The organism is Draconibacterium halophilum (genome assembly GCF_010448835.1).
Lineage (GTDB): Bacteria > Bacteroidota > Bacteroidia > Bacteroidales > Prolixibacteraceae > Draconibacterium > Draconibacterium halophilum.
Genome location: NZ_CP048409.1, coordinates 3340155 through 3359217, shown reverse-complemented (window position 1 = coordinate 3359217; position 19063 = coordinate 3340155). Strand labels below are relative to the sequence as shown.

General features: G+C 42.1%; 11 protein-coding genes. 7 read left to right on the top strand and 4 right to left on the bottom strand.

The window, feature by feature from the left end; all coding sequences use genetic code 11:
* Positions 1 to 87 precede the first annotated feature (87 nt).
* The 4 genes from G0Q07_RS13465 to G0Q07_RS13450 form a co-directional block, all read right to left on the bottom strand.
* Complete coding sequence (locus tag G0Q07_RS13465) at positions 88 to 2385, bottom strand: GH92 family glycosyl hydrolase (protein WP_163346884.1); 2298 nt, start codon at positions 2383 to 2385, stop codon at positions 88 to 90.
* Positions 2386 to 2460: 75 nt separating this feature from the next.
* Positions 2461 to 4677, bottom strand: a complete 2217-nt coding sequence (locus tag G0Q07_RS13460) for a GH92 family glycosyl hydrolase (protein ID WP_163346882.1) — start codon at positions 4675 to 4677, stop codon at positions 2461 to 2463.
* 126 nt (positions 4678 to 4803) lie between these two features.
* The gene (locus tag G0Q07_RS13455; RefSeq protein WP_163346879.1) at positions 4804 to 7215 is read right to left on the bottom strand and encodes an alpha-ketoacid dehydrogenase subunit alpha/beta; all 2412 of its coding nucleotides are present in this window, start codon (positions 7213 to 7215) and stop codon (positions 4804 to 4806) included.
* A gap of 372 nt (positions 7216 to 7587) precedes the next feature.
* A complete protein-coding gene (locus G0Q07_RS13450) occupies positions 7588 to 10767 on the bottom strand; it encodes a glycoside hydrolase family 2 TIM barrel-domain containing protein (protein ID WP_163346877.1) in 3180 nt (1059 codons plus the stop codon).
* Between the two features lie 322 nt (positions 10768 to 11089).
* Here G0Q07_RS13450 and G0Q07_RS13445 point away from each other — a divergent pair, with 322 nt between their 5' ends.
* The 7 genes from G0Q07_RS13445 to G0Q07_RS13415 all read left to right on the top strand — a co-directional run bounded on the left by G0Q07_RS13445 (position 11090) and on the right by G0Q07_RS13415 (position 19011).
* The gene (locus tag G0Q07_RS13445) at positions 11090 to 12337 is read left to right on the top strand and encodes a tagaturonate epimerase family protein (RefSeq protein ID WP_163346874.1); all 1248 of its coding nucleotides are present in this window, start codon (positions 11090 to 11092) and stop codon (positions 12335 to 12337) included.
* Positions 12338 to 12396: 59 nt separating this feature from the next.
* The gene (gene uxaC, locus G0Q07_RS13440) at positions 12397 to 13785 is read left to right on the top strand and encodes a glucuronate isomerase (RefSeq protein ID WP_246222902.1); all 1389 of its coding nucleotides are present in this window, start codon (positions 12397 to 12399) and stop codon (positions 13783 to 13785) included.
* A 90-nt stretch (positions 13786 to 13875) separates the two neighbouring features.
* A complete protein-coding gene (locus G0Q07_RS13435; protein ID WP_163346861.1) occupies positions 13876 to 14976 on the top strand; it encodes a sugar kinase in 1101 nt (366 codons plus the stop codon).
* Between the two features lie 381 nt (positions 14977 to 15357).
* The gene (locus G0Q07_RS13430) at positions 15358 to 16029 is read left to right on the top strand and encodes a bifunctional 4-hydroxy-2-oxoglutarate aldolase/2-dehydro-3-deoxy-phosphogluconate aldolase (protein WP_163346859.1); all 672 of its coding nucleotides are present in this window, start codon (positions 15358 to 15360) and stop codon (positions 16027 to 16029) included.
* Positions 16030 to 16073: 44 nt separating this feature from the next.
* On the top strand, positions 16074 to 17057 hold the full coding sequence (locus G0Q07_RS13425; protein WP_163346856.1) for a TRAP transporter substrate-binding protein: 984 nt from the start codon (positions 16074 to 16076) through the stop codon (positions 17055 to 17057).
* A gap of 20 nt (positions 17058 to 17077) precedes the next feature.
* Positions 17078 to 17548, top strand: coding sequence for a TRAP transporter small permease (locus G0Q07_RS13420; RefSeq protein ID WP_203532539.1), 471 nt, complete (start codon positions 17078 to 17080; stop codon positions 17546 to 17548).
* Entirely contained in the window at positions 17548 to 19011 is a 1464-nt protein-coding gene (locus G0Q07_RS13415; RefSeq protein ID WP_163346854.1) for a TRAP transporter large permease, read from the top strand. The genes G0Q07_RS13420 and G0Q07_RS13415 overlap by 1 nt, the downstream gene beginning before the upstream one ends.
* Positions 19012 to 19063: the final 52 nt, after the last annotated feature.

Below are 19063 nucleotides of genomic sequence, written 5' to 3'. Positions count from 1 at the left end.
CAGATTTTTTTGAGAGGGGATCAAAAGAAAAGCACTTTCCGCCATGCAGGATTAAAACTCACATTGCAGGAAAGTGCCTTTGTACTTTTATTCTTCAAAAGTCATCGAGTAAGGGAAACTACTTGTTTCCGTTCCGCGTGTTTTATTTGGCTGGCTAGCCATATCAAAAACTAGCTCTCCTCCATTTTGAATGGTAGCATGTTTCAGGAAGTTCTTGTTGTACGTCTCGCCGTTCAGTACAACATCGTTTACATAAACGTTTTCTTTCGAGTTATTTGTTGCGTCGATCACAAACTCATTACCGTTTTCGAGGGTAACCGTGATTTTGTTGAACAGTGGCGATCCGAGCACGTACTCGTCAGTTCCCGGGCTAACAGGATAAAATCCCATCGCGCTAAAAACATACCATGCTGATGTCTGACCGTTGTCTTCGTCGCCACAATAACCGTCAGCCTGGTACGAGTATAATTTTGTAAGCACTTCGCGAACGTGCGCTTGTGTCTTCCACGGTTGATCGGAATAATTGTACAAATAAATCATATGCTGAATAGGCTGGTTGCCATGTGCATAGTTGCCCATTCCGGCAATCTGCATTTCACGAATTTCGTGAATAGTCCCCCCGTAATAAGAATCGTCGAAAATTGGAGGAACAACAAAAACAGAGTCGAGCATAGCCACAAAATCATCGTTGCCGCCCATCAGTTGTTTCAAGCCTTCAATATCCTGGAATACACTCCAGGTGTAATGCCAGCTGTTTCCTTCGGTAAAAGCATCGCCCCATTTGTACGGACTAAATGGCGACTGGAAAGTACCATCTTCGTTTTTACCACGCATCAGTTTGCTTTCCGGATCGTAAACATTGTGGAAATTGCGGGCACGTTGTTTAAACAGGTCAATCTCTTCCTGAGGTTTACCCAGCTCCTCTGCCAGTTTCCAGATACAGTAATCGGCATAAGCATATTCCAATGTGCGGGCTGTATTTTCGTTAATGCCAACGTTGTATGGCACATAACCCAGTTTGTTGTAATACTCTGCACCAAAACGCCCAACCGATTCAACGGTTTCCATGTGCCCTTTGGTATTTTTTATCATAGCTTCGTACAGTGTTTCAATATCATAATCGCGGATTCCTTTTAAATACGAATCGGCAATCAACGATGCTGAGTTGGAACCAATCATACATCCGCGGTGCCCCGGGCTTGCCCATTCCGGCAGCCAGCCACTTTCTTTGTAAGTATTTACCAGTCCCTCCATAATCTGGCTGTTGAGGTCAGGATACATCAGCGTAAAGAACGGGAATACCGCACGGAATGTGTCCCAGAAACCATTGTCGGTAAACATGTAGCCTGGCAGAACTTCGCCGTTGTAAGGACTGTAGTGTACAATATTGTTGTCGGCGTCAAATTCATAAAATTTACGCGGGAAAAGCAAAGTGCGGTAAAGACACGAGTAAAATGTTTTTTGTTCGGCTTCGCTGCCGCCTTCCACTTTAATCCGGCCCAGTTCTTTTTCCCAGATTTGCTCGCCTTCAGCTTTAATCGTTTCAAACGATTTGTCGCCAATCTCTCTGCTCAGATTCAATTCGGCTTGTTCGGCACTGATAAATGATGAGGCAAGTTTTACATTTACTTCTTCACCTTTTTTTGTTTTAAAACCAACAATACCACCCACATGGAAACTTTGGGCTTCGGTAGTTTCCTGCAGGTTTTCATCTTTCCAGGTTTTTACCACCTCAAAATCTTTATCGAAAATGGCTACAAAATAATTCTTGAAATTGGCAGGTACACCGCCGTGATTGTTCTGGCAGTAACCAACAATTTTACGTTCTTCAGGAATTATCTTCACCATCGATCCGCCATCGAATGCATCCAAAAGAATATACGAATTGTCGTTCTCCGGAAAAGTAAAACGGAATGACACAGCGCGGTCGGTTGGCGTGAACTCTGTTGTTACATCGTAGTCGGCCAGGTATACTTTGTAGTAGTGCGGTTGGGCCACTTCTGCTTTGTGCGAAAACCACGAGGCACGTTCTGCGCCTTTAAATTTAAGTTCTCCGGTAACCGGCATCAGCGAAAACGCCGCATAATCGTTAATCCACGGGCTGGGCTGATGTGTTTGTTTAAACCCTTGAATTTTATACGAATCATAGGTATAACCCCAGCCGTCGCCCATTTTTCCGGTTTGGGGTGTCCAAAAATTCATTCCCCACGGACGAGCAATGGCCGGATAGGTGTTTCCGTTCGATAGTTTGAATTCTGAATCGGTACCCATTAACGGGTTTACCATGTCCACCAGTTTTGTGGGCGTTGTTGTTGATTGCGTGCTGACTTTGGATGTGCAGCTAAACAAGATTGCGCCAAGGCAAATCAATAAAAAATGCTTCATTGTAATGAGTCTATTAAGTTGTTGTATAGGTATAAATCAGGCGCAAAAATAGAATTATTTTGGGCAAACCAGCTATTAGTAGCCCGATTTTGGACGACAGTCTTCTGCTTGGCCAAAATCTTTGTTGGGTTCAGCGGTCATGGTAAATTCCAGTATACCACCTTTAAGCAAATCAGAATGTGTGATGTAGCTTTTTGTGTAAGTTTTCCCGTTTAGCGTAACGGAGTCAATATAAATATTTGTTTTACTCAGATCTTTGGCTGTTATCTGAAAAGTTTTGTCGTTAGCTAATTCAATGCTTGCCGATTCAAAAAGCGGACTGCCAAAAACATAAACACCGTTAGCCGGATTTACAGGATAAAAGCCCAGCGAAGAAAAGACATACCACGCCGACATTTGTCCGCAGTCCTCGTTGCCACAAAGTCCGTCGGGTTGGTCGGTGTACATTTCATTCAGAATGAAGTTAACGCGTTTGGCAGCTTTCCATTGCTGGCCGGCAAAAGCAAACATGTATGGCACGTGGTGCCCCGGCTCGTTTCCGTGGGCATACATTCCAATCAATCCCGAAATGTCGTTTGATGCACCTTCGTTTAATGTTTCTTCAGTGATAAAAAGCTCGTCGAGTTTTTTGGCAAAAGCCGTTTCATTGTCGAAAAGATCAATCAATCCATTAATGTCGTGGGGAACCAGCCAGGTATATTGCCAGGCGTTTCCTTCGCAGTAATCGTCGGCACGATGCTCCGAATGCACAGGATTAAAAGGTGTGCGCCAGCTACCATCGGCCATTCGTCCACGCATAAAGCCGGTTTCTTTATTGAAATAGTTCTCGTAGTATTTTGCTCGTTTGGCAAATAATTCAAAATCTTCTGTTTTTCCCAATTTTTTCGCCATCGCTGCCACACACCAGTCGTCGATAGCATATTCAAGCGCCATTGCCACCGATTCAACTGTTGAATCAGCCGGTATATAACCTTTTTCTTTTATAAAGTTCAGGCCGCGCTCGTTCATCAACATGGTCGATTTTACGGCTTCAAAAGCTTTTTCTGCATCAAAACCGGTAAAGCCTTTTAAGTAAGCATCGGCTATTACCGGAATGGCGTGGTTGCCGACCATGGTGTTGGTTTCGTTGCCGTGTAAATGCCATACCGGAAGTTTGCCTTGTTGATCGTAAATGCTCAACATCGTGTTTACCATGTCGTTTACACGTTCGGGCTGAACCAGCGTAAACAGCGGGTGTGCTGCACGGTAAGTATCCCACAGCGAAAATGTGGTGTAAGTATCGTAACCCGGATTTGTGTAATTTTTACCATCTGCACCACGGTAATCGCCGTTAACATCGTCGAACAACGATGGTGCAATCATGGTGTGATACAAGGCGGTATAAAATGTTGTTTTATTAGAAGGAGAAGTCGTTTCAATTTTTATTTTGCCCAACTCGGTATTCCATTTTTCGCGCGCTGTTTGTTTTGTAGCTGCAAAATTCCAATCAGTAAGTTCGGTGCTTAGGTTGTTTTTTGCACCATTGGTACTAACCGGTGAAATTGCCGTTTTAACAAGCAACTCGCCATTACCTTCAAATTCAAGCTGAACAGTGTTAATCCCTTTGTCGTTCTGGCGTAATATTTTAAGTGTTTTAATTGCTTTCGAAAACTCAGTATGAAAATAAACCTTTTGGTCTTTTGCCCATCCCGATGAATAACGAAATCCGCTAATGCTGTGGTCTCCTTCCTGTTGAAGGTCAGCCTTGGTAAGGTTGTCCCAGCCTGTACCGTAGGCCAGATCGATAATCAATTTAGAGTTTCCGGGAGCATTAAAATTGTATTTCTGAAAACCTACACGTTCGGTGGCGGTCAGTTCTGCCTGAACATTGTATTCGTTGATGTTAATGGAATAATACCCCGGACTAACTTGCTCGTCGTTGTGCGAATAAAGTGCACTCCACGGGTAAGCTTCGTTTGATGCTTGTTCGTAGTTAAATTCATCGGAAACGGGCATAAAAAGCAAATCGCCAAGATCGCCAATACCTGTTCCGCTTAAATGTGTGTGTGCAAAACCTATCAGAACCGAATCGGAATAATGATAGCCTGAGCACCAGTCCCAGGTTTCCTGCGCATTGTTTGGTCCGAGCTGTACGGCACCAAAGGGAACGTTGGCACCAACAAAAACATGGCCATGATAATCACTGCCGATATACGGATCTACATAAGCTGAAAAATCTTCAGTTGTTGTTTCTTGTTTACATGAAAATGCAAGGAATGCAAAAATAATTGCAGAAAATAATATACGGTTCATTTTGTTGAATTAGGTATGCAATTATAGTGAATATTGCAGGAAACGCAAACCTTGTGCACAGAACATTTGAAATAAAAAAGACGTGCGAGTAATTTACAGCCTATTTAAGAAAGTACGAGTTAAAAACTATAACTCAGGGAAGCGATCAGGTTCCACTTCTCGCATCATTTCATAAACATTCTTGAAAAGTAACTCCACGTTTGGCTTCGAAAAATATTCACCATCGATTCCGTATGCAGGACGGTGTTCTTGTGCCGAAAGTGTTCGTGGTGCAGTGTCCAGATAATCAAATGCTTTTTGTTCTTCGACTACTTTTTGCATCATGTAAGCTGTTCCGCCACCTGGCACATCTTCGTCCATAAAAATTACTTTTCCTGTTTTTTTGATAGATTCCAAAATAGTGTGGTTCACATCAAAAGGCATTAACGTTTGCACATCGATAACTTCAATGGAAATGCCTTTAAAGTCCTGCAAAAGTTTTGCTGCTTTTACCGCATGATGAACGTTCCATGCATAAGTTACAACGGTAACATCTGTACCTTCTTGCATGATTTCCGGAACACCAAGTGGTACTTTGTATTCGCCGTGATTGGCCGGAAGTTTTTCTTTAACATTATAACCTTTCAATGGCTCAATTACCAGTGCCGGATCGTTGCCTTCCAGTAAGGTATTGTAAAAGCCTGCGGCTTGCGTCAGGTTTCGGGGGACACAGAGGTACACGCCTCGTATCGACCCCAAAAGCATCTGCATAGGCGATCCGGCATGCCATATTCCCTGTAATTGGTGACCACGTGTGCGTACAATTAACGGTGCTGCCTGCCGCCCTTTGGTGCGGTATTGAAGCGATGCCAGATCGTCGCTTAATTGCGACTGTGCATAAATCAGATAGTCGAGATATTGAATTTCTGCAATGGGGCGGAAGCCACGCATTGCCAGTCCAATTCCCTGGCCAATAATTGTGGCCTCGCGAATACCGGCATCGTCAACACGAACTTTGCCGTATTTCTCCTGCATGCCTTTCATTCCCTGGTTTACATCGCCCAGTTTCCCGGTGTCTTCGCCAAAAGTTACCAGGTTGGGGTATTTGTTAAACAGGGCATTAAAGTTTTTATTTACAACCACCGATCCGTTTACGTCAGTAGCGTTTTCTTCATATTCTACCGCAACTTCTTTAACCCTTAGCGCAGCGTCCGGTCCGGTTCGGTGCAATTCTCCGTTGTAAAATCCGGTGGTACGTTCTTCAAAACGACTAATCCAATCTTTTAAAATGTCGCGTTCTTTTTCAAGCTCGGGCATGCTATGAAGTTCGAGCTTTAGCCTTTTGGCAAAACTAAGGTGCGATCGTCGTGTTGGAAAAATTTTATCAGTTACCTTTTCAAATCGACGTAAACTTTGTAGCTCACTGTGTTTGTCAATCTTTTTTAGAATCGAGATCAATTCTGTCCGTTCTTTTTGGTACCCTTCGGTATAATTATTCCATGCTTTTTTTCGGGCTTCTTTTGCTCTTTTTTGTGCCGATTTATCAATCTCATTCAACATGTCCTCATCGGCAATACCAGAATCGAGCAGCCATTTACGCATTTGGTTAACACCATCGTACTCTTTTTCCCAGGCCAGACGCTCCTTTGTTTTGTATCGTTCGTGCGAGCCCGAAGTAGAATGGCCCTGTGGCTGTGTAACTTCGTTTATGTGAAAAACCACCGGCGACTGATTTTTCCGGCAATTATCAATTCCCTTTTTGAAGGTTTTAACCAAATCAGGATAACTCCAGCCTTTACATTTATAAATGTCTACACCGTTGCTGCCTTTTTCTTTTTCAAAACCTTTCAGCGCTTCCGAAATACTTGATTTTGTAGTCTGCAATTCAATGGGTACGCTTATTCCAAAACCATCATCGTAAATCGCTACAGCCATGGGAACTTGAAGCACTCCGGCTGCGTTTATCGTTTCAAAGAAAATTCCTTCAGAAGTGCTGGCATCGCCAATACTTCCAAATGCCACCTCGTTACCCGTAACATTGTTGTTTAAATGCTTTTTTAATTCCGGTTGTTGCCGAACCATTTTCGAAGCTTGTGCCAGCCCCAGTAAACGTGGCATTTGTCCTCCGGTAGATGAAATATCAGAAGCCGAATTGTACTGATCAGCAAGGTTTTTTATCTTTCCCGAATCGGTTATGTTTTTTGTGCTAAAGTGATTATTGAAATTGCGTCCGCCGGTGGATGGATTAATCTCATCGTCGGTATCGCCGTAAATCATGGCAAAAAACTCTATCGGTTCCAGTAACCCCAGCGCCAGCATAAAGGTCTGATCGCGGTAATAACCCGAGCGCCAGTCGCCTTTCTTAAAAGTTTTGGCATAAGCAATTTGAGCCACTTCTTTTCCATCGCCAAAAATACCAAAATGTGCGCGGCCGTTATGCACCTCGCGGCGCCCCATTATACTTAACTGGCGGCTTAATCGCGCGATATAATAATCTTGTAGTGCTTCTTTTGCAGATATCTGGTTCTTTGTTTCCGGTTTTTCTTTTTCTAAATACATAAACGATTCTTGTTAATCTGTCGCAAATAGAACGAATATGGCTTAGAAATGTTTAGCTAAGAAGCTAATTTAGAATGCACTAAAAGGTGCATGAAATTAGCGATTTTTGTATAACAGGACTAAAAAGTATCTAATTGAAAATGGAAGGAATGAGTAACTTGTTTTTTGATTTTATTTCGGCAGAAAGACTTATAAAATTTTTTACATATTAGTTAAAGAAGATGTTTAGGTTTAATTGAACTTAACGAGATAGATATAAAAGGAATGATCTGAATTCGTGCCCTTTATATATTTTACTGTACAATAATTTCATCATGATAAAAGTGATAGCCTGACTCAAAGTCAAGCTGTCACTTTTTCACTATTATTTTGCTAAAATACAGGTTCTATCGTAAAACTATACTGATAATCTTTAGCTGGAATTTGGTATTTCGTCATTGGTTGTGCTCCCCAGGAATTGTCGCCTGCAACGCCCATTTGTTTAAGATCAGTACATATAAATATTCCGTCTTTTTTAACTATGTCGTTGGTGTGGCGATAATCGTTCATGTCTTCCATATCAAAATCCTCGATTGGATTAAGAAGGGTGGAGAATCCAACAACAGGATCGCCCGATATTTTTAATCCGATGCCATTTTTGTTCCTCAACTCAAACCAACGAACATCAGTTTTGTAACCGTTTTCCTGCGGACGCACATAGTTAAAATACTGATCGGCCACTTTACTTTCGTAAATACCAACAAAAGCACTGCGGTTGCGGTCGATATAATTTTCGTGTGGCCCGCGACCAAAATATTTCAGGTTGTCAAAATTCATCGGCATTTCCCAGCGCATTCCAATTCTAGGGATGTTGGGTAGCTCGGTATTCGAAGTTTCAAAAGTACTGGTTACCTCAATTTTGCCGTTTCCGTCAATAACCTGAACGACCGACTGCGATGCTTCCAACTCTTCAATATTGTATTTTGTTGTAAGGTGAATCTTACTGTCATCGGTTTGTACAGCTGAAACACTTTCCGGTTTTAAATTTCTGGAAACTTCGCGCCAAATTCCCAGTCGGTTTAGCATGTTGCTGCCTTTGTCGTTATCGTTGGCTGGTCGCCAGAAATTCACCTGCGGCCCTTTTTGAATTAACTCAGTTCCGTTCATTTTATACGAAGAAATTGTACCTGTTTCTTTGTCAAAAGCAATCATGAATTGTTGACCTTTCATAATAAATTCATTTGTCGATTCTACCAGTTTTAATACCGGCGAATTAGCTTTCTGATCATCATGATTTTGAACGATTACATTCATTCCGGGAGAGAATTGCTCATGAGCGACTTCAAATCCTGCTTTTCTGAAAGGTTTATCTTTTTTCAGTTTAGCTGAAAAATCAATATAAAAGAGATGTGATTCAGGATCATCAAAATTAATTTTAATGTTTGAATCAATATCAACATTGGTTGATTCGCCCGGTTTAAGGTTAATGTTTTCCAAAACGCCGGAACTCCAGTATTTCCCATCGCGGGTACATGTCCAGCTGATTTCGTAGTCGCTCAGATCAATAAAATCGTGCATATTGGTTATGCGGTATTTGCTATTATCGAGTTGTTCAATTTTTACATACTGGTAAGCATATTTAACTTCCCACATAGCCGGATGTGGAGTATAATCAGCCGAGATAATTCCGTTACAAACAAAGTTATAGTCGGTTGGCATATCTTCGCCGTAATCGCCACCGTACGCCCAGAATTTAGTGCCGTCGTCAGCTTTTTTTACCAGCGCCTGATCTATCCAGTCCCAAATGTACCCGCCCTGTAACTGGTCGTTCCGGTCGCGGTTAAACACTTCCCACAAATCAACCAGGTTACCGTTGCTGTTTCCCATGGCGTGCGAATATTCGCTTGAAATGTATGGTTTCGTCTGATGTTTTGATCCGTAATTTTCCAATGCCTGAACACTAGGGTATTGTGGGCAAAAAATATCGGTATTGTCGCCCATAATAGCACGTTCGTATTGAACGGGGCGCGATGGGTCACGTTCTTTAATGGCTTTGTAAACTGCGGTAAACACTTCACCGTCGCCGGCTTCATTTCCCATCGACCAAACAATTACACAAGGGTGGTTTTTATCGCGTTCAACCATGCGCATATTTCGATCGACATGCGCCGGTGTCCATTCCGGTTTTTTAGCCAACGAATGCTCTCCGTAGTACATTCCATGCGACTCGATGTTGGCTTCGTTCGTCACATATAAACCGTATTTGTCGCACAGATCGTAAAAACGTTCATCGTTGGGGTAGTGGCTGGTGCGCACGGCATTAATGTTGAACTGTTTCATCAGTGCAATTTCCTTTATCATTGCCTCTTCGCTTACCACATGACCTTTGTATTGGTCGTGCTCATGGCGGTTTACGCCTTTAATAGTAACCGGAACACCGTTAATATGAAACACTGCATTAATTAGCTCAATTTTACGGAAACCAATTTTTGAACTTACGGCCTCAACTGTTTGGCCATCACTATCAATCAAACTAATTACCAGCGAATATAAATTGGGTGTTTCGGCAGTCCATTTTCTTACATTATTTATATATCCTCCGGAAAAATGAACCGTGGCACTTCCCTTTTTATTAATTTTTACTGATTCCTCGCGGCTTGATAAAGAATATCCTCCTTCATCAAAAATATTGTACTTAACGGTGTAGTTTCCTGATTTTAGTTTTGATGTGTGGTTGCTCAAATCAACATCCAGACTAAACAATCCGTTTTTATATTCTGCATCCAGGTCCGGTTTTGCAAAAAAATCACGGATACGAACTCTGGGAGTAGAATAAAGATACACATCGCGTTCAATACCACTTATCCGCCAAAAATCCTGTGCCTCGAGGTAGGAGCCGTCTGACCAGCGGTAAACCTCAGCGGCTACTATGTTTTCGCTTTTCTTTAAATATTTTGTGATGTCCCATTCAACAGGTGTTTTACTTCCTTGCGAGTAACCTACTTTTTCGCCGTTAATCCATAAATAGAAGGCCGATTTCACGGCTCCAAACTGAATAAAAACCTGTCGGCCGTCCCAACTTTCAGGAATGTTGAATGTCCTTCGGTATGAACCAACCGGATTATAATCGTGTGGCACTTGCCCGGGATTAGCGGGATAAATGTCATCCACAAATTTCATTTCAGGTGAAACGGGATGTTTGTAATCCGAAAATTCATATTGATGATTAACATATATTGGTACGCCATAACCTTCCAGTTCCCAAGTTGCCGGAACGGGGATGTCGTTCCAGTCGGAAACATCGTAATCGGGTTTGTAAAAATCAACAGGCCTGTCGGCAGGTTTTCTTACCCAGTTAAATTTCCATGTTCCGCTTAAGGTTTTATAAAAGGCAGATTGATGCGGTTTTTGTTTTAAAGCATCATCAAGCGAACCAAACGGCATAAGGCTGGCATGCGGTTTTTCTTTGTTGATGTCGAAAACGGCTGGGTTCTCCCAATCGGCTGGTTGGTTTTGGGCAATCAGGCAATACGTGAAGAAAAACAGACTGATTAGTACACTAAATTTACGCATAGATATGAAAAAAATTACAAAGTCGTATTGGACTAGATTAATAAATTCCAAAGATAGAATTTTTGAACACACATAATCATCAGAATTTTTTGAAATTACTCATTCGTGTGTGTGCTTTTCCTGGTTTTACAATTGTTTAAATTTTATTTGTGTTTCTGTGGGCTTGGTAAGTAGTAGATATACAGTGTTTAAGGTGGTGGTGAGAGATTGGTGGAATGATTTTAAACAGCATGATTTATTTGCGAAATTTAAATTATAATTCTACTTTCGTGCACGTACACGGAGTATTTTTTTCTGAAAATTTTAAAACATAACTCGTACCATGGAAATTGGAAAATATAGTTTTGGAGTGGGCGACCGCTTCAATCATGAAGGCGTGGCACAATTACGCGCCCTGATGAAAGCAAATCAAAAAGGAATTGCTGTTACACCGGTCTGGAATAAATCAAACCGTGAACACGATATCGTGCATTCCGAGCCAGCGGGCACGCGTATTGAAGCCGATGCCGCAGTAAAAGCACTGAACTGGGAAAATCCCTATTTTGTGGATGCCGATCATATCAATATGGGAAACGTAGACCGCTTTATAGCGCCAAGTAATTTTTTTACGCTCGATGTAGCTATGTATATTGGTAACGAGTCGTCGGTTGAAGACGTGGCAGCTTTTAAAGAAACGTGCAAGTTGCTGGGAGAGAAGGTTAACATTCCCGGAATTAATGAATCAATCGAGATTTCAAATGAACTTTTAGAAGAGGTTACTTCGAAATATCTGGCTGCAATTAAAGAGGCGGGTAAGATTTACCGGCATATTGAGGCTGTAAAAGGAAAAGGCAACTTTGTTACCGAGGTTTCAATGGACGAAGTTGAGGCTCCGCAAACTCCGGTGGACATGTTTTTCATTTTGAAAATGATTGCCAACGAAAATATTCCGGCACAAACCATTGCTCCTAAATTTACGGGGCGTTTTAATAAAGGGGTTGATTATGTAGGCGATGTGGAGCAGTTTGCCAAAGAATTTGAGCAGGATGTGTTGGTGATTGATTATGCTGTAAAAGAATTTGGATTACCAGACGATCTGAAACTCAGCGTTCACTCGGGATCTGATAAATTTACCATTTACCCGGTAATGGCTGAGATTATAAAAAAGTACGACAAGGGAATTCATGTAAAAACAGCAGGAACAACCTGGTTGGAAGAAGTGATTGGATTGGCTATTTCGGGTGACGAAGGTTTGGCTGCAGCCAAAGAAATTTATACCAAAGCACTGGAAAGAAAAGAAGAACTTTGTGCCCCGTATGCTGATGTTATAGATATCGATGGTTTAAAGCTTCCTTCATCAGAAGAAGTGGAAAGCTGGTCGGGCGAAAAATTTGGAAACACCTTGCGCCATATTCCCGGTCATGCTGATTACAATCCGAACTTCCGCCAGTTAATTCACGTTGGTTATAAAGTTGCTGTCGAAATGGGCCAGCGCTACACCGGATTGCTGGAAAAATACGCCGATGTGGTTGGCGCTTGTGTGGAAGAAAATATCTACGACAGACACTTAAAAAGATTATTCGACTTATAAAATAACTCCGGACTTCGGGCTTCCGACTTCCGACTTTTTCATTCATTATGAAAACTTTTATGGACAAAGATTTCCTTTTGCAAACCGATGTTGCAAAGGAATTATATCACAATCATGCGGCAAAAATGCCGATTTTTGATTACCACTGTCATATTAATCCGCAGGAGATTGCCGAGGATAGAAAGTATGATAATATTACCCAACTTTGGTTGTATGGCGATCATTACAAATGGCGCGGCATGCGTACCAACGGTGTTGCCGAGAAATACTGTACCGGAAATGCCAGCGACTGGGAGAAGTTTGAAAAGTGGGCCGAAACGGTGCCACACACTTTGCGTAACCCACTGTTTCACTGGACACACCTGGAACTAAAAAAATTCTTTGGAATCGATAAAGTTTTGAGTCCGGCAACTGCAAAAGAGATTTGGGAAGAATGTAATGCCAAATTGCAAACTCCTGAATATTCATGCCGCGGAATTATAAAAATGGCCAATGTGCATACCATTTGTACTACCGACGATCCTGTGGATTCGCTCGAGTATCACCGTGCCATTAAAGCCGATGGTTTTGAAACCGCTGTACTTCCGGCATGGCGCCCCGATAAAGCCATGGCAGTGGAGAATACAACTTCCTACAATGCTTATTTAAGTAAGTTGGAAGAAGCTGCGAACCTAAATATTTACACCTTTGGAGATTTAATGGACGCGCTGGATAATCGTCACGAATTTTTCCACCAGAACGGATGTCGTTTGAGCGACCATGGTGTTGAAACAGTTTTGGCTGAAGATTACACCGAAGCAGAAGTTGAAAAGATATTCAGCAAAGTTCGGAAAGGCGGTACGCTTACGAAAGAAGAAGTGGTGAAATTTCAGTCGTGCATGTTATACGAATTCGGAATTATGGATCACTCGCGGGGGTGGACGCAGCAATTTCATATTGGCGCTTTACGAAACAACAATACCCGATTGTTCAACAAAATTGGAGCCGACGTAGGGTTTGATTCGATCGGCGATTTTGATATTGCACGACCACTGTCAAGACTGCTGGACCGACTGGATATGGAGAATAAATTATCGAAAACTATATTATACAACCTGAATCCCCGCGACAATGAGCTGATTGCAACAATGATCGGAAACTTCCAGGACGGTTCTGTTCCCGGGAAAATGCAATACGGCTCTGGCTGGTGGTTCCTCGATCAGAAAGACGGCATGGAAAGTCAAATGCAGGCCTTGTCGAACCTTGGTTTGTTGAGTCGTTTTGTAGGAATGCTAACTGATTCGCGCAGTTATCTGTCGTATACCCGTCACGAATATTTCCGTCGTACTTTATGTAATTTGCTGGGTAACGATGTTGAGAATGGTGAGATTCCATACGATATGGAACTGTTGGGAAGCATGGTTGAAAATATCAGTTTCAATAATGCGAAAGCTTATTTTAATTTTTAGTAAAAACACATTGATTTTAAGGCAATCATGCAAATTTGTATAGAAGAATAGTATTTTTGCAATCGATTGCATTTAATAGTAAACTAAATCATGGCAAAATTGGAAATTAAATCAAAATCCGAATGTACATACGACTGTATCTCTCTTGGTGAAGTAATGTTAAGACTGGATCCCGGAGAAGGCAGAATAAGAACAACACGTCAGTTTCGCGCTTGGGAAGGCGGTGGAGAATATAACGTTTCACGTGGGTTGAGAAGGTGTTTTGGAAAGAAAACAGCGATTATAACTGCACTTGCGGATAATGAAGTTGGTGCCCTGATTGAAGACTTTATGCTTCAGGGTGGGTTGGACACGCAATTCGTTAAATGGGTAGATTATGATGGTTGTGGTCGTACCGTTCGTAACGGATTAAACTTTACTGAAAGAGGATTTGGAATTCGTGGTGCGAAAGGTGTTTCCGACCGCGGAAATACAGCAGCGTCGCAATTAAAACCCGGTGATATCGATTGGGAATATATTTTTGGAACACTGGGCGTACGCTGGATCCACACCGGTGGTATTTTTGCCGCACTTTCGGAGACTGCTGCAGAAACGGTTATCGAAGCCGTGAAAATTGCGAAGAAGTACGGCACTATTGTTTCGTACGATTTGAATTACCGTCCATCGCTTTGGAAAGCTATTGGTGGAGAAGCCAAAGCGCAGGAAGTGAACCGTGAAATTGCCAAATACGTGGATGTAATGATCGGTAATGAAGAAGATTTTACGGCGTGTTTAGGGCTTGAAGTAGAAGGTAACGAAGAGAATCTGAAAGAGCTGGATCTTGCCGGTTATAAAGGTATGATTGAAAATGCAATCAAAGAATTTCCAAACTTCAAGGTAATAGCTACAACATTGCGCACCGTTAAAACGGCAACGGTAAATTCATGGGGCGCTATCTGTTATGCTGATGGTGTAATTCATGAAGCAGAGCACCGCGAAGATCTTGAAATTATGGATCGTGTTGGCGGTGGAGATAGTTTTGCATCCGGTTTAATTTATGGTTTCCTTGAGTTTAACGACGGTGCAAAAGCCGTGGAATATGGAGCAGCACACGGTGCATTGGCAATGACTACTCCGGGTGACACAACTATGGCGACATTATCGGAAGTAGAAAAAATAATCGGCGGCGGAAGTGCTCGTGTTGATCGATAGCCGAGGCAAAAGTAGAACTGCATCGGAGTTCAATATAAATAACCCCGTGCTTTAGCGCGGGATTGAAAAGAAGAAAAGGGAAACGGCACATTTGCTAAACGTTCTTTAATCCCGTAGGGATGAAATATTGGTAGCCCAGGGCGGGGATAAAAAGAAGATAGCAGAAGACGGCGCATCCTGAAAAGCGGATTGAAAATGAACTGCTACATGCGCCGTAATAGATGAACGTTAATTAAATAATCGTTCTAATAATATTTTGGGGTAGAATTTGTACCCCCTGATTTTTCAAGTAAATTGAAAAATCTTGCCCCCCTTTGTGGGGGACAAACGTTACCAGTTAACGAAGTGGTTGAATTGAAAAATAAATGAATCAAGAATAAGATGGCAAGATTTTCAAGAATAGAAGTAGCATTAAAAATGAAAGAAACCGGAATGGTGCCGGTGTTCTATCATCAGGATATTGAGGTTTGCAAAGCCGTAGTAAAAGCCTGCTACGATGGCGGTGTGCGTTTGTTCGAATTCACCAACCGTGGCGATTTTGCTATTGATGTATTTGCAGAATTGAATAAGTGGACGATAAAAGAATGCCCTGAAATGATAATGGGCGTTGGCTCTATCGTTGATGAGGCAACAGCTGCCATGTATATTGCTATGGGAACCAACTTTGTTGTTGCTCCGCTAATTGACGAAGCTACTGCAAAAGTTTGTAATAAACGCAAAATAGCCTGGAGTCCGGGGTGTGGTTCGGTAACAGAAATTGGCCGTGCACACGAATTGGGTGCCGAGGTGGTGAAAATTTTCCCCGGATCGCAGGTGGGAGGACCAAGCTTTGTAAAAGCAGTAAAAGGACCAATGCCTTACGCCAGCATAATGCCAACCGGAGGTGTATCTCCGGATAAAGAGAACCTGAAACAATGGTTCGATGCCGGAGTAACTTGTGTTGGAATGGGATCGCAGTTGTTCCCAAAAGAAGTTTTGGCCGAAAAAAATTATGCATATATTACCGAAAAATGTGCCGGGGCGTTGAAAATTATCAGTGACCTGACAACATAAAATCGTACGTCTGAAATGGCGATACACTAAATCAATTTTATCTAATGAGAACTAAAATCTTTAAAACTTTTTCTTTGGTTTTTGTTGTGGTATTTCTTCTGGGATGTGCCGAAGTCAAAGAACATAAAGTGCTAAAACTGGCTCATGGTCTCGATCCTACGCATCCGGTACATAAGGGAATGGAGTTTATGGCCGAACGTTTAGCTGAAAAATCAGGAGGAAAACTAATCATCGATATTTACCCCAGCGGGCAGTTGGGCTCCGAGCAGCAATGTGTTGAATTGTTGCAGATCGGGAGTTTGGCAATTACGAAAGTTTCCGCTGCGGTAATGGAGAGTTTTACACCAAAGTTTAAGGCACTGGGACTACCGTATGTTTTTCGCTCGAAAGAACATTCATTTAAAGTTTTTGATGGAGAAATAGGTAAAGAGTTACTGCTGGGGACCGAAGAATACTGGATTCGTGGTTTGTGTTTTTATGATGCCGGATTCCGTAGTTTTTATACCATCGATAAACCCATTATGACTCCCGACGATTTAAAAGGTCTGAAAATCAGGGTGATGAAAAGCCAAACTGCCATGGAAATGGTGCGTGCTTTAGGTGGTTCACCAACACCAATTTCGTGGGGCGAATTATACACTGCGCTGCAAAGTGGAGTGGTTGACGGTGCGGAAAATAACGAGCCAAGTTTATATACATCGCATCACTACGAAGTTTGTAAACATTACTCATTAGACGAACACACCTGTGTTCCCGATGTACTGATCATCAGTACAAAAGTGTGGAATACCTTAACTGAGCAGGAACAAAAATGGTTGCAGGAAGCAGCCGATGAATCAGTGCCTGTGGAACGGAAATACTGGGCCGAATCGGTTGAAGAATCCTTACGCATTGTTCAGGAGAATGGTGTTACAATTCATCATCCCGACAAAGCAAAATTTGCTGAGCAGGTTTCTGACTTGTTAGATAAATACAGAGAAGACGAAGTTTTGGGTGACATATTGCGTCGTATCGAAGCTGTTAAGTAGAAATCAATAAGAAACAGATTATGACTATCAGAGAAAAAGTAGATAAAGTAATCGAGATCACATTGGTTTCGATTATGAGCATATTGGTTATTGATGTGCTCTGGCAGGTTTTTAGCCGCTATGTGTTGGCCGCACCAAGTTCGTTTACCGACGAGCTGGCCGGGTTTCTTTTAATTTGGGTAGGTATGTTGGGGGCTGCTTATGTGGCCGGTAAAAACGAACACCTGGCCATCGACCTGATGCTTCAGAAAATGAAAGGAGTAAAAAGACGACGACTGCAAACTTTTATTTATACGTTGGTGGGCTTATTTGCCTTGTTTGTGATGGTATTTGGCGGCTCGTGGTTGGTTTACACACGTTTTTATCTGAATGTAAAGTCGGCAGCACTGGCCTTGCCACTGGGTTATGTTTACCTTATTGTTCCGTTTAGCGGACTGCTTATTATTTATTATGCTATTGATAATTCACTGAACCAAAATATTGAAGAGTAATGGAATTTCTAGGAGTAATCGTACTGGTTGTAAGCTTTATTATTTTACTTGTAATTGGAGTTCCCATTGCTATTAGTATTGGAATTTCAGGGATTTTAACGATGCTGGTTTCCATTATGCCCCTGGCTGCAGCAACAACATTTGCACAGCGTATGGCAACGGGGCTGGATAGTTTTGCACTATTAGCCATTCCGTTCTTTATACTGGCAGGGAATATAATGAACAAGGGCGGGATAGCTATGAGGCTTATTGCCTTTGCGCGTGTTTTGGTTGGTCGCTGGCCTGCCGGACTGGCTTTTGTAAATGTTTTTGCCAACATGCTTTTTGGTGCTATTTCCGGTTCTGCTGCCGCATCTGCTTCGGCAATTGGTAGTATTATGATGCCCGAAATGAACAAAGAAGGTTACGACAAAAACTTTAGTGCCGCAGTAAATATTACTTCGGCAACAACGGGTTTGTCTATTCCACCGAGTAATATCCTTATTGTATACTCACTGGCCAGTGGTGGTGTTTCTATTACCGCGCTTTTCCTTGCCGGTTATGCACCGGGTATTTTAACTGGTTTAGCGATTATGGCTGTTGCGATGGGTATGTTTTCGTACAAGCATTTTGGATTTAAAGGAATGGTTCGAAACCTCGGTAAATTCTTTGCTGTAATTGCATCATTAGCCTTAGTAGTTGTTGGACTGATTAAAGTAAACGGCGCATTTTCTGCGGGCGTTGCAACGGCTATCTATGGAGGACTTGCTGTCTTGTTTTTAGGAGGAATTGGCTATTACGGAAGCAAACATAAGAAAGGTGCTTTAAATGCCTTACATACTTTTTGGCGGGCTTTCCCGAGTCTGCTGATGTTGGTAATTGTTATCGGTGGTATTGTGGGCGGTTTCTTTACCGCTACCGAAGCATCGGCGGTGGCTGTTTTGTATGCGCTGGTATTGGCATTTATTTATCGCGAATTGACTTTGAAAGATCTTCCTGACGTAATTTTACGTTCAGTAAAAACCACCGCATTTGTATTGTTGCTGGTAGCTACCTGTATCGGTTTATCGTGGATTATGGCCTACGAAAATATACCGCAAAACGTTAGTGAAGCGCTGTTGGCATTAAGCGATAATAAATTTGTCATTCTGTTGATTATAAATATGATCTTGCTGTTTGTGGGAGTGTTTATGGATATGACTCCGGCAGTGTTGATTTTTACACCAATATTTTTACCAATCGTTACTAATTTAGGATTGGATCCTGTTCACTTCGGAATTATTATGGTACTGAACCTGAGTGTTGGTTTAGGAACGCCTCCGGTTGGATCGCTATTATTCATTGGTTGCAGCGTTAGCCAGGTAAAAATTGAAACAGTGATCAGACCGCTTATTCCGATGTTTATAGCAATGATCGTTTGTTTGTTGCTGGTAACTTATATTCCTGAAATCTCAATGTGGCTTCCCGTAAGCCTGGGATTTTAAAGACTTAAATTTGTGTTTTATATTGGCTCTAAGGAGTTGATATAAAACACAA

Excerpts from the sequence above, each read along its gene's own strand:
- G0Q07_RS13430 (WP_163346859.1), top strand. The coding sequence starts at position 15,358 with ATGGCAAGATTTTCAAGAATAGAAGTAGCATTAAAAATGAAAGAAACC.
- G0Q07_RS13465 (WP_163346884.1), bottom strand. The coding sequence starts at position 2,385 with ATGAAGCATTTTTTATTGATTTGCCTTGGCGCAATCTTGTTTAGCTGC.
- G0Q07_RS13425 (WP_163346856.1), top strand. The coding sequence starts at position 16,074 with ATGAGAACTAAAATCTTTAAAACTTTTTCTTTGGTTTTTGTTGTGGTA.
- G0Q07_RS13420 (WP_203532539.1), top strand. The coding sequence starts at position 17,078 with ATGACTATCAGAGAAAAAGTAGATAAAGTAATCGAGATCACATTGGTT.
- G0Q07_RS13445 (WP_163346874.1), top strand. The coding sequence starts at position 11,090 with ATGGAAATTGGAAAATATAGTTTTGGAGTGGGCGACCGCTTCAATCAT.
- G0Q07_RS13460 (WP_163346882.1), bottom strand. The coding sequence starts at position 4,677 with ATGAACCGTATATTATTTTCTGCAATTATTTTTGCATTCCTTGCATTT.
- G0Q07_RS13450 (WP_163346877.1), bottom strand. The coding sequence starts at position 10,767 with ATGCGTAAATTTAGTGTACTAATCAGTCTGTTTTTCTTCACGTATTGC.
- G0Q07_RS13435 (WP_163346861.1), top strand. The coding sequence starts at position 13,876 with ATGGCAAAATTGGAAATTAAATCAAAATCCGAATGTACATACGACTGT.
- G0Q07_RS13415 (WP_163346854.1), top strand. The coding sequence starts at position 17,548 with ATGGAATTTCTAGGAGTAATCGTACTGGTTGTAAGCTTTATTATTTTA.
- G0Q07_RS13455 (WP_163346879.1), bottom strand. The coding sequence starts at position 7,215 with ATGTATTTAGAAAAAGAAAAACCGGAAACAAAGAACCAGATATCTGCA.
- uxaC (WP_246222902.1), top strand. The coding sequence starts at position 12,397 with ATGGACAAAGATTTCCTTTTGCAAACCGATGTTGCAAAGGAATTATAT.